Source organism: Megasphaera stantonii, from assembly GCF_003367905.1.
Taxonomy (GTDB): Bacteria; Bacillota; Negativicutes; order Veillonellales; family Megasphaeraceae; genus Megasphaera; species Megasphaera stantonii.
Genome location: NZ_CP029462.1, coordinates 327,487 through 342,024 on the forward strand (window position 1 = coordinate 327,487; position 14,538 = coordinate 342,024).

The following is a 14,538-nucleotide window of genomic DNA, read 5'->3' on the forward strand; positions in this document are numbered from 1 at the left end:
CTTATCCTTTACGTTCCCGTACGGTCACAATGGTACGATTCCGAATCCGGTCGTGCTTTAATTTCGTCAAATACATGGAACCTCCGACAATGCAGATACCGCCCATAATCGTCATAGCCGTCAGCATTTCATCAAAGAAGACGAAGCCCCAGAGGGCGTTGAACACGACGGCAATGTACGCGACGAAGCTGACGACGACAGGGTTTCCGTAAGCGTAGGCATCGGTCATCCAGATCTGGGCAACGACGGTAATAACGCCTAAGGCGGCGTACAACAGCCATTCCTTGCCGTTCGGCATCTGGAAATCGAAGCCCATGAGAATCGCGCCGGCCACGGCTGCGCAAAAGAGAAAATAAAAGACGATTTCGTACTGATGATGGCGGCCGGAACCGGTCAGTTTGCTGATCGTCGTATAGGCCATGGCAGCAAACAGGGCCTGGGCCAGCACGAACAGGGAATACACGTTGAACGATGAGAAATTCCACGGCCGTACGACCAGGCAGGCGCCGACGACGATGACGACTAAGGGCAGTCCCGCCCCCTTCGGCATGACTTCCTTTAAGAATATGGCCGCAAATATCATGACGAAAAACGCCGACAGCTGGGATAAAATCGACACGTCAGCCAGAGGCATGCCCCGCAGGGCATAGAAAATGCAAATCATGCCCGCGCCGCCGACGACGCCGCGAAACCACAGCGTCGGACGGTCGTACTTGGAAAAATGGATGTGCTGGGCCTTCATGAGCGCCAAAATGAGCAAGGCGCTCAAAAAGCCGCGGAAAAACGATATTTCTCCTGTACTCATCGTATACGACAATTCTTTAACGATGACATTTTGCAAGCTAAACGCCAGCGACGACAATATCATGTAAATGACGCCTTTACTCATACGACTTCCTTTACCTCTTCCCTATCAAGGCTCACGCCCGGCCGTGAATCGCGTCGACGAAGGCGAGGACGGCCTGTTTCATATCTTCTTTCTCAATGGAGCTGCCGAAGCGGACGGGCTTATTCCGCAGTTCTGCCAGCGGCTTAGGCAGGGCCATGCCCGTTACGTCGGCGATTTCAAGAAGCTCGTCGAAGGCATCGTCGTGCTTAGGCAAGGCCAGCGCCTGGCAGATGACCGGCGGGAACTTATAGGGATGTGCCGTCGCCATGACGACGGTATGGCGGCCTTCGCACAGCCCCTGTCTGCGGCGGTTCATGTATACGCCGTAGGCTACGGCCGTATGGGGGTCCAAAAGATATCCGTAATCGTTGTACACGTGGTTGATGACGGCTTCCGTTTCGCCGTCGTCGATCCAGCCGCCTTCAAATTCCCGGCGGAGCTGGGCCAATTCTTCTGCCGATACGGCCATTTTTCCCGTTTCAGACAAGTCCTTTTCCCACTGCGCAACCTTTTCCGCATCCTGCCCGGCGACATAAAACAGGAACCGTTCAAAGTTACTGGACAGGAGAATATCCATGGACGGGCTGTCTGTCGTAAAGAACTGGCGGTTCATATCGTACACGCCCGTTTCAAAGAAATCGGCCAGGACCTTATTCTTATTGGAAGCGCAAATCAGCTTGCCGATGGGAACGCCCATCTTCTTGGCAAAATATCCGGCCAGGATATTGCCGAAGTTGCCTGTCGGCACGACGACGTCAAAGATTTCCCCTTCGGAAATCGCGCCGTTGTCGACGAGGGATACGTACGTCGAGACGTAATAGGCGACCTGCGGGAAGAGGCGGCCGATGTTGATAGAATTGGCGCTGGAAAACAGCACGCCCTTTTCGTCGGCGTAGGCGTTGACGTCGGGGTCGACGAAAACCCGCTTCAAGAAGCTCTGGGCGTCGTCGAAGTTGCCGTAAATCGCCGACACGTTGACGTTATTCCCTTCCTGCTTCTGCATCTGCTGCTTCTGCATAGGGCTGACGCCCTCGCTGGGATAGAAAACCATGATATTCGTCCCCGCCACGTCCTTGAAGCCTTCCAGAGCCGCTTTCCCTGTATCGCCGCTTGTCGCCGTCAGAATCAGGATATCCCGGTCTTCCCTTTCCTGGGCCTTCGCCGCCGTCAGCAAGTACGGGAACAAAGACAGGGCAAGGTCTTTGAAGGCCAACGTGCGGCCGTGGAACAGCTCGGAAATGCTGACATCTGTATCGATGGAATGAAGGGGCACGATGCGTTCGTCCCGGAAGGTGTGTTCATTATAGGCCGAGGCGATCATGGCGTCGCGTTCTTCGTCCGTAAAATTCGTGAAGAAATACGACAAGACGACGGAGGCGATTTCCTGATACGATTTTCCCGCTAAGTCCTTGTACTGCAGCACCTGTTCCGGAAAGGTTTCCGGCACGTACAGGCCGCCGTCCGGCGCAAGGCCGTGAAGCAAGGCGTAGGACGGAGCTACGCAGGTATTGGAGCGTGTACTTCTGAATTTCATGTATATCTTCCCCCTTTTATCTAAGCAAAGCTGGTATCAGCCAGTATATCATGAAGCAGGCTTATACGACCTGGAACAAATAAAATTTGAGATAATCCGTCTCCGGCACGTTCCACAAAATCGGATGGTCCGGCGACTGCTGGCGGCCTTCAATCTGCCGCAGATGGACGCCGGCATCCTTCGCCGCGTCACGGAGCATGCGGCGGAACAAGTCGTCGCGCATGAAGTGGGAGCACGAGCACGTGGCGAGGTATCCGCCCCGCGGCAGGAGCTTCATGGCTTTCAGATTGATTTCCTTATATCCCCGTATGGCGTTGTGCACCGTATGGCCCGATTTCGTAAAGGCCGGCGGGTCAAGGATGATGAAATCGTAATCGCGGCATTTCTGCTCGGCTAATTCCGTAAGCAAGTCGAATACGTTGGCCTGCTTGGCCCTCACAATCTGTTCCAGCCCGTTGCGGCGGATGTTTTCATTGGTCATGGCGACGGCTTCTTCCGATACGTCGACAGCCGTAACGGACGCGGCCCCGCCCTTCGCGGCGTTGAGGGCGAAGGCCCCCGTATGGGTAAAGCAGTCTAATACATGGCGGCCGGCGGCGATTTTAGCCACGGCCAGGCGATTGTACTTCTGGTCGAGGAAGAACCCCGTCTTCTGGCCGTTTTCTACGTCTACGTCATACAAGACGCCGTTCTCGTTGATCGTCGTCACGGGACTGCCCGGCTGCGGCAGAAAGTCGGCTTCATACCAGCCCTTATACTGGGTCATGCCGTCGAGCTCCCGCACCTTGACGTCGTTGCGCTCGTAAATGCCGCGGACGGATACGCCCATGGCGGCCAGCTCGTCGACGAGGGCCTTGAAGATCACCGGCTTGACCTGATCCATGCCGTAGCATAAGGTCTGCGCCACCAATATATCGTTGTACCGGTCGACGGTCAAGCCCGGCATTTGGTCGGCGTCGCCGAAAATCAGGCGGCAGCATGAAAAGTCCGTTGCCCCCATGACAGTATAGCGGTACTGGAGGGCATACTTGACGCGGCGCTGCCAAAAGGCATCGTCGAAGCGGTCGTTGGCGTTATCCGATACGATGCGGACGCGGATTTTCGATATGTCGTTGGCAAAGCCCGTTCCCAAATACCGGTCCTTCTGGCTGTAGACATCGACGATATCGCCCGTCGCATACACGCCGTCTACGCGGGTGACTTCCTCGCCGTAGACCCAGGGATGGCCGCTGCGGGCAGCCATTTCCCCTTTTCGGGTTATATATAGTTTAGCGTACGGTCTCACTAGAATCTCCTTTATAAAATATAATGGCTCAGGTCGACGTTCTGGACGACGTCGTTCAGCTTGCCGGCAACGAAATCGCTGTTGACGACGATGTGGTGCTCGTCCACATCCGGCGCTTCAAAGGCGACGTCCTCCAGGATTTTTTCCAGCATCGTATGGAGGCGGCGGGCGCCGATATTTTCCGTTTCCAAGTTGACGCGGTGGGCGTATTCGGCAATGGCGTCGATGCCGTCGTCAGTGAATTCCAGCTCTACGCCGTCTGTCGACAACAGGGACGTATACTGCTTGACGAGGGATTGGTTCGGCTCGGTCAGGATCTTACGGAAATCGTCGACCGTCAGGGACTGAAGCTCTACGCGGATAGGAAAGCGGCCCTGCAGTTCCGGGATGAGGTCGCTGGGCTTCGATACGTGAAAAGCTCCGGCGGCGATAAACAAGATGTGGTCCGTCTTTACCGGGCCATACTTCGTATTGACCGTCGCCCCTTCGACGATAGGCAGGATATCGCGCTGTACCCCTTCACGGGATACGTCCGGTCCGCCGCCGCGGTTCTTTTCGGCAATCTTATCGAATTCGTCGATAAAGACGATGCCGGCCTGTTCCGTCGCTTCGATGGCCTTGTCGACGATGACGTCCATGTCGAGGCATTTTTCCAGCTCTTCATCCTTGAAGATTTCCCGGGCTTTCGCTACGGTCATCTTCTTTTTCTTCTTCTTTTTCGGCATGATGCTGCCCAGCATTTCCTGGAAGTTGCTGGTCAGCTCTTCCGTCGAATTGCCCGTCAAGATGCCCTGTATCGCCCGTTCCTGTTCGCGGACCTCTACTTCGATTTCCCGGTCGTCCATCTTATGGGCGCAAATGTCTTCGTACATCTTCTGCCGGCGGTCCGACTTCGGTTCTTCGAGCTGCTTCGGCTGGTCTGCTTCTTCCGTTTCCTCTTCGCTGGAGAAGAAGATATCCATCGGATTGGCTACCTTTTCCTTAATAGCCGTCTTCTTCGGCCAGAAAACCTGCAGGATGCGCTTATTGGCTTCTTCTTCGGCCTTGGCTTCATAGCGCAGGCTTTCCTGCTCCTGGACCATGCGGATGGCATTGGCTACGAGGTCGCGGATGATCTGTTCGACGTCGCGGCCTACGTATCCGACTTCCGTATATTTCGTCGCTTCGACCTTGATGAAAGGAGCGCCGACAAGCCGGGCCAGGCGGCGGGCAATTTCCGTCTTGCCGACGCCTGTCGGGCCGATGAGCAGGATATTTTTCGGAATAATTTCATCCTGCATTTCTTCGTTCAGCCGCTTGCGGCGCCAGCGGTTGCGCAGGGCGATAGCTACGGATTTCTTCGCTTCTTTCTGGCCTACGATGTATTTATCTAGTTCTGCGACAATTTGCTTCGGTGTCAATTCGATTTCGTTCATGTCATTCCCTCTTCTTTAGTTGTTATATTTCTTCTACGATGACGTTGTGGTTAGTATACACGCAGATATCGGCGGCGATGTGCAGCGATTTTTCCGCAATATCGCGGGCCGACAGGTCTGTGTTCTGCATCAGGGCCCGGGCCGACGCCAAGGCGTAGTTGCCGCCGGAGCCGATGGCTGAAATGCCGTCGTCGGGCTCGATGACTTCGCCGTTGCCGGAAATCAGGAGGATGCGCTGGCTGTCAGCTACGAGGAGCAGCGCTTCCAGCTTGTGCAGTATTTTATCGGAACGCCAGTCCTTGGCCAGTTCTACGGCGCTGCGGACGAGATTTCCGTTGTATTCGTTCAGTTTTTCTTCAAAATGGTCAAACAAGGTAAAGGCGTCGGCGACAGATCCGGCAAAGCCGCTGATGATCTTGCCGTGGTACAGGCGGCGTACCTTCTGGGCCGTGCCCTTCATAATGACGGCGTTGCCCATCGTCACCTGGCCGTCGCCGGCAATGGCCGTCTTGCCGTTGCGCTGTACGGCGACGATAGTCGTCGCGTGAAATTCTGTAGACATCATATCAGACATTCTCTATCTTCTCCTTCATCACTTCAATTTCTTCCAAAGCCCGCTGCGCCAGCATAGCGTTCTTTTCCTTCTTTTTCATGCGCTTCTTGATGCCCAGCGGCTCCATAATGCCGAAGTTGATATTCATGGGCTGGAAATTATCGTTCGGGCCGCTGGAGATATACTGGCTCAGGCCGCCGATAGCCGTGCGGCGCGAAAAGGTCAGGCAGTCTTTCCCTTCCAGCATGCGGGCGGCGTTGATGCCGGCCAGCAGGCCCATGGCAGCCGATTCCAGATACCCTTCGACGCCTGTCAGCTGACCGGCGAAAAAGATGTTCTTATTGCGGCGGTACTGCAGCGTCGGTTCCAGAAGTTCCGGCGAATTGATATACGAGTTGCGGTGCATGACGCCGTAGCGGACGAATTCTGCCTGCTCCAATCCGGGAATCATGGAAAAGACCCGCTTCTGCTCGCCGAATTTGAGGTGCGTCTGGAAGCCGACGATGTTGTACAGCGTCGCGCTGCCGTTGTCCTGCCGCAGCTGGACGACGGCGTAAGGCATTTCGCCCGTGTCGGGCAGCTCCAGGCCGACGGGCTTCATGGGGCCGTAGCGCATCGTGTCGACGCCGCGGGAGGCCATGATTTCAATGGGCATGCAGCCTTCGAAGACGTTGTCGTTCTTTTCGAAATCGTGCAGCTCGGCGCATTCGGCCGTCGTCAGGGCCTGCCAGAAGGCTTCGTATTCTTCCTTCGTAAAGGGGCAGTTCAGATAATCGGCCCCGCCCTTGCCGTACCGCGCCGCCCGATAGACCTTGCTCATATCCAGCGAGTCGACGGTGACGATAGGAGCCGCAGCATCGTGAAAATGGAAGTAATCGGCGCCAGTCATAGCCCGTATCGTTTCGGCCATGGCGTCGCTGGTCAGCGGCCCCGTGGCGACGATGCAGATCTGGTCGTCCGGCAGCTCCGTAATTTCTTCATTTCGTACCGTAATGAGAGGATGGTTCCGCAGCCGGTCCGTTACGAACTGGCTGAACGGCACGCGGTCTACGGCTAAGGCTCCGCCGGCAGGCACGCGGTGCGTATCGGCTGATTCCATGATGATAGAGCCGAGACGGCGCATTTCCTCCTTCAGCAGCCCGACGGCGTTTTCTATGTTGGCGGCGCGCAGCGAATTGCTGCACACCAATTCTGCAAATAATTCTGTATGATGAGCCGGCGACGATTTAACGGGCCGCATTTCCGCGAACTCGACGGGAATCCCCCGCTTCACCAGCTGCCATGCCGCTTCGGAGCCGGCAAGTCCCGCTCCGATGACAAGTACGCTATTCTTCATTGATGGCTTCACCCTTCTTATGGTTTTCACACTCTGCGTTGCTGCAGAAGATTTTATCCGGTCCTTTTTTATAATGCTTGACGACCATGATGCTGCCGCAGACAGGACATTTTTTATCGATAGGCTGGTTCCACAGGACGAAATCGCAGTTAGGATATTCGCTGCAGCCGTAGAACACGCGGCCCCGCTTCGATTTGCGCTTGATCAGGCTCCCTTGGCCGCATTTGGGGCAGGTAATGCCCAAATCCTCGACGATAGCCTTCGTGTTGCGGCATTCGGGGAAATTGGAACAGGCCAGGAATTTGCCGAAGCGCCCGAATTTATATACCATAGGCGCGCCGCAGAGTTCGCAGACCTGACCGGAATCCTGACCGGCTACGGCTACCTTTTCCATTTGCTGCTCCGCCACGTCCATTTCCGGCTTAAACACGTCGTAAAATTCCTGCAGGACGTGCGTATACGTGTCCTTCCCCTGTTCAATATCGTCCAGCTCTTCCTCCATATGAGCCGTAAAGCCGACGTTGATGATGCGTTCGAAATACTTTTTCAGCAAGTCGACGATGATGACGCCCAGCTCCGTCGGAATGAACTGCTTATCCTTCTTTTCCACATAGTTGCGGTTTTGAATCGTATCCATAATCGGCGCGTACGTGCTCGGCCGGCCGATGCCCTTTTCTTCCAGCGTCTTGATAAGGCTGGCTTCGGTATAGCGGGCCGGCGGCTGCGTAAAATGCTGCGCCGGTTCTACGGTCTGATTATGAACGACGGAGCCTTCTTCGATATGAGGCAGCTCCGACAGGGTCTTATCCTTTTTCGCATCTTCGTACAGCTCCGTAAAGCCTTTAAACAATACTTTATATCCGGCTGCCCGCAGCTCGTATATGCCGCTGGCGATGCTGATGGCCATGTGCTCTGTTTCTACGGCTTCCATCTGGCTGGCGAGGAAACGGTTCCAAATGAGCGTGTACAACCGCAGCTGGTCCCGCGTCAGGAACGGCGAGACGACGTGCGGCGTCAGTTCCAGCGATGTCGGGCGGATCGCCTCGTGGGCATCCTGACTGGACTGCTTCGTCTTGTATACGCGGGCCTTTTCCGGCACGTATTCCTTCCCGTACGTCGACATGATGAAATCGCGGGCCGCCTGGACCATGTCGTCATTGATACGCGTCGAGTCCGTACGCATGTACGTAATCAGGCCCACGTGGCCCTGTTCGCCGATATCCAGGCCTTCATACAGCTGCTGGGCCAGCATCATCGTCTTCTTAGCGCCGAAGTTCAGCTTGCTGACGCATTCCTGCTGCATCGTCGACGTCGTAAAGGGCGGCTGGGGCTGACGCTTGCGCTTTCTCTTTTCGACCTTGACGATTCGGTCCGGTTCGCGGCCTTCTTCGCCGCGCTGTTCCCACTGCAAATCGGCGGCAATCTTCTGAGCCATGTCTCCATCGCTGATCTTGGCCTTTTCACCGTCGATTTTCACCAGCTCCGTCGTAAGGACCAGGCCCTGTTCGGTCTTGTACGTCCCGCCGACAGTCCAGTATTCTTCCGGCACAAAGGCCTTGATTTCTTCTTCGCGCTCACAGATAAGCCGCACGGCTACGGACTGCACGCGGCCGGCGCTCAGCCCCTTACAGACCTTTTTCCACAGCAGGGGGCTCAACTTGTACCCTACGATGCGGTCCAGGACGCGGCGGGCCTGCTGGGCGTCGACCTTCTTCAAATCGATGGGCTTAGGGTCTTCCATGCCGGCCAGTACGGCCTTTTTCGTAATTTCGTGGAACATGACGCGGCAGGCGTCCTTCGGGTCGATTTCCAGCAAATGAGCTAAGTGCCAGGAAATCGCTTCGCCTTCGCGGTCCGGGTCAGTCGCCAGATATACTTTTTTAGAACGGATGAACTCGTCCTGCAGCTCTTCAATGAGCTTGCGCTTATCCCACATGTTCGTATACGACGGCGTAAACCCGTCTTCGATATTGACGCCGAACTGATTGCGCGGTAAATCGCGGAGATGGCCGCGGCTGGCCATTACCTTATACGAGCTGCCTAAAAAGCGTTCAATCGTCTTGGCCTTGGCCGGCGATTCCACGATAACCAGATTTTTGGCGTTTTTCGGCAAGGGGTCCATTTTTTTCAGCGGCTTCTTTTCCGGCAGATTCACGGTTCCGTTAATGACCATCTTTTCGCCGTCGTCTTTCTTCTTGCGGCCCCGCTTCTTTTTCTTCGTATCGTCAATAATAATCGTTCGTTTAATCGGAAATTCCAGCATATATCTCCATCCTAACTTCCCTGCCGGCATTTAAGCCGGATTTTCTGTACAAGCTAACACTTAGCAACAAATCTATTTTAAAATAATACACTATTCCGACGGGCCTTTCAAGGTTTGACCTTAGGATATACCTATTCTGCAGGACAATACGTATTCCCATAAAGGGCTGGCAGCGACAAAATTTAAAGGGCGGATCCCTTGCGGACTTTTTAAAATTACCGTATACTAAAAGCATACAAAATTCGTATACAAAAGGAGACGATACGTATGAACCACTATGATGTCATCGTCATTGGCACCGGCGCTGCCAATATTATTACCGACGCGGCCCAGCGGCAGGGCCTGCGCATTGCCGTCGTCGAACGGGACCGCTTCGGCGGCACCTGTCTGAACCGCGGCTGCATCCCCACGAAAATCATGGTCACGGCGGCCAACGTCGTCCGGGAAATGGAGGAAGCGCGCCGCATCGGCGTCTATGCCGACAACGTGCGCATGGACTGGGACGTCATCACCCGCCGCCTGTGGCATAAAATCAACGAAAACAGCGCGATCAAGGACTATTACGCCGCCTTCCCGAACGTCGACGTCTACGAAGGCACGGCGTCCTTTACGGGCAAAAAGAGCCTGCATATCGCCATGAACGACGGTACGGCCCAGGACATCAGCGGCGACAAGATTTTCATCGGCGTCGGCGCCCGTACCAATATCCCCGACCTGCCCGGCCTGGAAGAAACGGGCTACCTGACATCGGAAACGCTGTTCGGCAGCAAATATCCGAAACGGCCCTACGACAGCCTGCTCATCATCGGCGGCGGCCCTATCGGCTGCGAATTTGCCCACGTATTCAACGCCGCCGGCACGAAGGTTACCATCGTTCAGCGCAACGTCCGCCTGCTGCCGAAGGAAGACGAAGATATTTCCGCCTTTATTTTGAAACAGCTTACGAACCACGGGATTTCCGTCCGCCTCAATCAGACGACCCTTTCCGCCTCGGTCAAGGACGGGAAAAAATGCCTGACCGTACAAGACAAAGCGACGGGAGAGACGACGGAATTGTACGCCGATGAAATCCTCGTTGCGCCGGGCATCCGCCCCATGACGGACCTGCTTCATTTGGAACATACAGACGTACGCACCGACGACCGCGGCTTCATCATGACCAACGAATTCCTCGAAACCAGCGCCGAAGGCATCTGGGCCATCGGCGACGTAAACGGCCAGGCGCCGTTCCGCCACAAGGCCAACCACGAAGCGGAAATCTTGTCGCACAATCTCTTCTCCGACGTGCCGCCCGAACAGTGGCGCTGGGTTCATTACGACATCGTCCCGGCCGTCACCTTCACCTATCCCGAAGCGGCTCACGTCGGCCTCAGCGAAGCCAGCGCCCGCAAGAAAGGCTACGACGTCGAAATCGCCGTGAACCATTACTCAGCTTCGGCTAAAGGATATGCCATGGGGCTGGAACCAGGCGACGATGACGACGGATTCGTCAAGCTGGTGATCGACAAGAAAACAAAGTATATCCTGGGAGCCCATATTATCGGCCATGAAGCATCTATCCTGATTCAGCCCTTCGTCAATCAGCTGACCTGCGGCTTCCATACCATCGCGCCGATTCACGAGGACATCGCCTCGCCGACGGCCCAAATGCTGCGTGCCCTGCCGTTGACCAGGAATCTGGCCCCGAATCCAGTCTACACCCTCAGCGAAACGATGACGCCTCATCCGGCCTTGTCAGAAGTCACCATGTGGACGCGGTACTATTACGAAAAGAAATGACGATACCTGTATTGGTTCTTATTACAGCATATAGAAAAAGCAGAGGCATGGCGCTTCTGCTTTTTTCTATATATCTATATATACAATATTTATGCTTTTACTCCTGCTAACTTCGCCGGATCCATGGCGGCGTCGAACTGCTCGCCTGTAACCCAGCCGCTGGCAACGGCCGATTCACGCAGCGTCAGCCCTTCCTTCGCCGCAGTCTTGGCGATCGTGCAGGCCTTGTCATAGCCTACGAGGGGTACGAGGCCCGTAACGAGGATCAGCGACTGATGCAGGTTGTAGTCGATTTTTTTGAGATTCGGCTGAATGCCAACGACGCAATGCTTGCAGAACGAATCCATGACGTCGCTCAGAATGCGGATAGACTGCACCATGTTGTAGGCGATTACCGGCATGAACACGTTGAGCTCAAAGTTGCCCTGGCTGGCAGCAATGCCGACGGTCGCATCGTTGCCCATGACCTGTACGGCTACCATGGTCATAGCTTCGCACTGCGTCGGGTTTACCTTCGACGGCATGATGGAGCTGCCCGGTTCATTTTCCGGAATGGTGATTTCGCCGATGCCGCAGCGGGGGCCAGATGCCAGCCAACGCACATCGTTGGCGATTTTCATCAAATCGCAGGCCAAGGCCTTCAGCATGCCGTGGACGACGACGAGCTCGTCCTTACTGGTCAGGGCGTGGAATTTATTCGGCGCCGTATGGAACGTTTCACCCGTCAGCTTGCTGAGTGTTTCGGCAAACCTTACGTCGTATCCTTCCGGGCAGTTGATGCCCGTGCCGACAGCCGTGCCGCCCATGGCCAGATCGCGAAGGAAATCAATTCCCCGTTCCAGCATTTCCTTATTGCGTTCGATCATGCGGGCCCAGCCGCTGAACTCCTGTCCCAAGGTAAGGGGTGTAGCGTCCTGCAGGTGGGTGCGGCCAATCTTAACGATGCCGGCATATTCTTCCGCCTTGGCGTGGAGCGCATGGTACAGCGTGTCCATGGCCGGGAACAGCTGACGCTTGATGAGCAGGAGCGACGCTACGTGGAGCGACGTAGGGAATATATCGTTGGAGCTCTGCGAATGGTTGACGTGGTCGTTCGGATGAACGTTGACGTCTTCTCCCTGTTCCTGCAACAGCTGCATGGCCCGGTGCGCGATGACTTCGTTCATGTTCATGTTGAACTGCGTGCCGCTGCCGGTCATCCATACGGCCAAGGGGAAATTGCCGTCCAATTTGCCGGCCAGGACGTCGTCGCAGGCAGAGGCAATGGCGTCGGCCCTGTCGCCGTCTACGGCACCCAGCTCTTTATTGACTAAGGCGGCCGTTTTCTTTAAATAGGCAAATACCGTCACCAATTCAGCTGGAATCTTTTCCGTGCCGATTTGGAAATTTTCAAAGCTCCGCTGCGTCTGGGCCCCCCACAATTTATCGGCAGGCACCTTCACTTCTCCCATCGAGTCTCTCTCTATGCGATATTCCATGTTCGTATCCTCCTGTCTATCCCGTAAAAACGGGCATGATACATATCATATGTTTTTATGAAAAAGGCTCCCCGCAGGGAGCCTTGCTTCGTCTTACGCTCTGTCTCAACAGACTGCAGACGTTTCTTACTGTAAATGCTTCAAGCCCTTCGCGCCGATGTCGCTGCGGACCTGCTGGCCGTCGAAGTGGATAGCCGCGACGTGACGGTACGCTTCGTCAATGGATTCCTTCAAGGTCGGAGCTACAGCCGTCACACCGAGAACGCGGCCGCCGTTCGTCACGTACTGGCCGTCCTTCTTAGCCGTGCCGGAATGGAATACCATGGCCGTATCGTCGAGGGCGTCCAAGCCGGAAATGACGTCGCCTTTATGGGAAGACGCCGGATATCCCGCCGAGGCCATGATAACGCAGCACGCCGAAGCGTCTTTCCAGGCTACCATATCTTTCGTCAGCGTCCCCTGCGTGCAGGCGTACATGATTTCCGCCAAATCGCCGTCAAGGAGAGGCAGTACAGCCTGTGTTTCAGGATCGCCGAAACGGCAGTTGAATTCGACGACCTTCGGGCCGTCGGCCGTAATCATGAGGCCGGCGTATAAGCAGCCCTGATATACGATGCCTTCCTGAGCCAATCCGTCTACGACGGGGCGGAGGATTTTTTCTTCTACTTCCTTCACCAGTTCAGGCGTCATAACCGGAGCCGGAGCGTATGCGCCCATGCCGCCCGTGTTTGGGCCTTCGTCGTTGTCGAAGATGCGCTTGTGGTCCTGAGCCGAAATCATGGGAACGATAGTCTTGCCGTCGACAAAAGCCAGCAGGCTCGCTTCTTCGCCGACCATGCATTCTTCGACGACGATGCGGCCGCCTGACGCACCGAAGATGTGGTCTTCCATCATGGCGTTAACCGCTTCTACGGCTTCTTCTTCCGTCTGGGCGACGACGACGCCCTTGCCGGCAGCTAAGCCGTCGGCCTTGACGACGATGGGAGCGCCCTGTTCATGAATATATTTCTTTGCCGCTTCCCCATCGGTAAAGGTTGCGTACGCCGCCGTCGGAACATGGTATTTTTTCATGATGTCCTTAGCAAAGGCCTTAGAGCCTTCCATCTGCGCGGCAGCCTTGTTCGGGCCGAATACAGCCAGCCCCTTAGCCTGACAAATATCTGCCAAGCCTTCCGTCAAAGGAACTTCCGGGCCGACGACGAGCATGTCGATTCCTTCGCCGCAGCAGTATACGGCGATTTTTTCCAAATCCGATACGGGGATGTCGATGCATTCGGCAATTTCCGCCATAGCGGCGCTACCGGGGATAGCGTATAATTTTTCAACGGTTTTGCTCTGCGCCAGCTTCCAGGCCAGGGCGTGTTCGCGGCCGCCGCTGCCGATCACTGCTACTTTCATTATTTCGCAGCTCCTTTCGCAACCTGGCCGGCCAGGTATTCGGCAATGGCCGTGTCGTATACGGCCGTATGATGGAACGCTTCCTGCGCCAGTTCCAAACGGTATTCGTCGCTGAATTCGCCGTCTTTGCGGAGGATGTCGATGATTTCGCCGTATTTAGCCGGATTCGTAACGATAGCTACGTACTTATTGTTCTTAGCCGACGCCCGGACCATGCAGGGGCCGCCGATATCGATGTTTTCAATGGCTTCGGCCAGCGTGACGTCCGGTTTGGCAATAGTCTGCTGGAAGGGGTACAAGTTGACGACAACCAGATCGATCGGCGTAATGTCGTGGTCTTTCATGGCCTGGACATGTTCCGGATTGTCGCGGACGGCCAAGATAGCGCCGTGGATTTTCGGATTCAGCGTCTTGACGCGGCCGTCCATCATTTCCGGGAAGCCCGTAACGTCCTGTACGGCCATGACCGGTACGCCGGCTTCTTTCAGAGCCCGCATCGTGCCGCCTGTAGAAATGATTTCAACGCCCATATCGGCCAGAGCCTTGCCTAATTCGACGACGCCCGTTTTATCGGATACGCTGATGAGCGCGCGTTTAACCTTCATGAT

11 protein-coding genes are annotated in these 14,538 nt (G+C 55.6%); 1 reads left to right on the plus strand and 10 read right to left on the minus strand.

Features of this window, described 5'->3' with window-relative positions:
- Position 1: 1 nt before the first annotated feature.
- The 7 genes from DKB62_RS01590 to topA form a co-directional block, all read right to left on the minus strand.
- The gene (locus tag DKB62_RS01590; RefSeq protein ID WP_107195939.1) at positions 2-889 is read right to left on the minus strand and encodes a DMT family transporter; all 888 of its coding nucleotides are present in this window, start codon (positions 887-889) and stop codon (positions 2-4) included.
- 31 nt (positions 890-920) lie between these two features.
- Positions 921-2,423: a threonine synthase gene (gene thrC / locus DKB62_RS01595; RefSeq protein WP_107195938.1), complete on the minus strand. Its 1,503-nt coding sequence runs from the start codon at positions 2,421-2,423 to the stop codon at positions 921-923.
- 61 nt (positions 2,424-2,484) lie between these two features.
- Positions 2,485-3,708 carry a class I SAM-dependent rRNA methyltransferase gene (locus DKB62_RS01600; RefSeq protein ID WP_157949682.1) on the minus strand — a complete coding sequence of 408 codons (1,224 nt, stop codon included), beginning with the start codon at positions 3,706-3,708 and terminating at the stop codon, positions 2,485-2,487.
- 11 nt (positions 3,709-3,719) lie between these two features.
- Positions 3,720-5,123 carry an ATP-dependent protease ATPase subunit HslU gene (gene hslU, locus DKB62_RS01605; RefSeq protein WP_107195936.1) on the minus strand — a complete coding sequence of 468 codons (1,404 nt, stop codon included), beginning with the start codon at positions 5,121-5,123 and terminating at the stop codon, positions 3,720-3,722.
- A 22-nt stretch (positions 5,124-5,145) separates the two neighbouring features.
- A complete protein-coding gene (hslV, locus tag DKB62_RS01610; protein WP_198643487.1) occupies positions 5,146-5,685 on the minus strand; it encodes an ATP-dependent protease subunit HslV in 540 nt (179 codons plus the stop codon).
- A gap of 4 nt (positions 5,686-5,689) precedes the next feature.
- A complete protein-coding gene (gene trmFO / locus DKB62_RS01615) occupies positions 5,690-7,012 on the minus strand; it encodes a methylenetetrahydrofolate--tRNA-(uracil(54)-C(5))-methyltransferase (FADH(2)-oxidizing) TrmFO (protein ID WP_107195935.1) in 1,323 nt (440 codons plus the stop codon).
- Positions 7,002-9,275, minus strand: coding sequence for a type I DNA topoisomerase (gene topA, locus DKB62_RS01620; protein ID WP_095630070.1), 2,274 nt, complete (start codon positions 9,273-9,275; stop codon positions 7,002-7,004). Before topA ends, trmFO begins: the two co-directional genes overlap by 11 nt.
- 267 nt (positions 9,276-9,542) lie before the next feature.
- Between topA and DKB62_RS01625 the strand changes: the two genes are divergently transcribed.
- Positions 9,543-11,054: a dihydrolipoyl dehydrogenase family protein gene (locus tag DKB62_RS01625; RefSeq protein WP_107195934.1), complete on the plus strand. Its 1,512-nt coding sequence runs from the start codon at positions 9,543-9,545 to the stop codon at positions 11,052-11,054.
- Between the two features lie 89 nt (positions 11,055-11,143).
- Here DKB62_RS01625 and fumC read toward each other — a convergent pair whose 3' ends face one another.
- The 3 genes from fumC to DKB62_RS01640 form a co-directional block, all read right to left on the minus strand.
- On the minus strand, positions 11,144-12,532 hold the full coding sequence (fumC, locus tag DKB62_RS01630; protein ID WP_107195933.1) for a class II fumarate hydratase: 1,389 nt from the start codon (positions 12,530-12,532) through the stop codon (positions 11,144-11,146).
- A gap of 126 nt (positions 12,533-12,658) precedes the next feature.
- Complete coding sequence (purD, locus tag DKB62_RS01635) at positions 12,659-13,930, minus strand: phosphoribosylamine--glycine ligase (protein WP_087477046.1); 1,272 nt, start codon at positions 13,928-13,930, stop codon at positions 12,659-12,661.
- Positions 13,930-14,535, minus strand: a complete 606-nt coding sequence (locus tag DKB62_RS01640; RefSeq protein WP_087477047.1) for an IMP cyclohydrolase — start codon at positions 14,533-14,535, stop codon at positions 13,930-13,932. The genes purD and DKB62_RS01640 overlap by 1 nt, the downstream gene beginning before the upstream one ends.
- Positions 14,536-14,538 lie beyond the last annotated feature (3 nt).

Coding starts and splice junctions, on each gene's coding strand:
- DKB62_RS01590 (WP_107195939.1), bottom strand. CDS start 889: ATGAGTAAAGGCGTCATTTACATGATATTGTCGTCGCTGGCGTTTAGC.
- thrC (WP_107195938.1), bottom strand. CDS start 2,423: ATGAAATTCAGAAGTACACGCTCCAATACCTGCGTAGCTCCGTCCTAC.
- hslU (WP_107195936.1), bottom strand. CDS start 5,123: ATGAACGAAATCGAATTGACACCGAAGCAAATTGTCGCAGAACTAGAT.
- hslV (WP_198643487.1), bottom strand. CDS start 5,685: ATGTCTACAGAATTTCACGCGACGACTATCGTCGCCGTACAGCGCAAC.
- trmFO (WP_107195935.1), bottom strand. CDS start 7,012: ATGAAGAATAGCGTACTTGTCATCGGAGCGGGACTTGCCGGCTCCGAA.
- topA (WP_095630070.1), bottom strand. CDS start 9,275: ATGCTGGAATTTCCGATTAAACGAACGATTATTATTGACGATACGAAG.
- DKB62_RS01625 (WP_107195934.1), top strand. CDS start 9,543: ATGAACCACTATGATGTCATCGTCATTGGCACCGGCGCTGCCAATATT.
- fumC (WP_107195933.1), bottom strand. CDS start 12,532: ATGGAATATCGCATAGAGAGAGACTCGATGGGAGAAGTGAAGGTGCCT.
- purD (WP_087477046.1), bottom strand. CDS start 13,930: ATGAAAGTAGCAGTGATCGGCAGCGGCGGCCGCGAACACGCCCTGGCC.
- DKB62_RS01640 (WP_087477047.1), bottom strand. CDS start 14,535: ATGAAGGTTAAACGCGCGCTCATCAGCGTATCCGATAAAACGGGCGTC.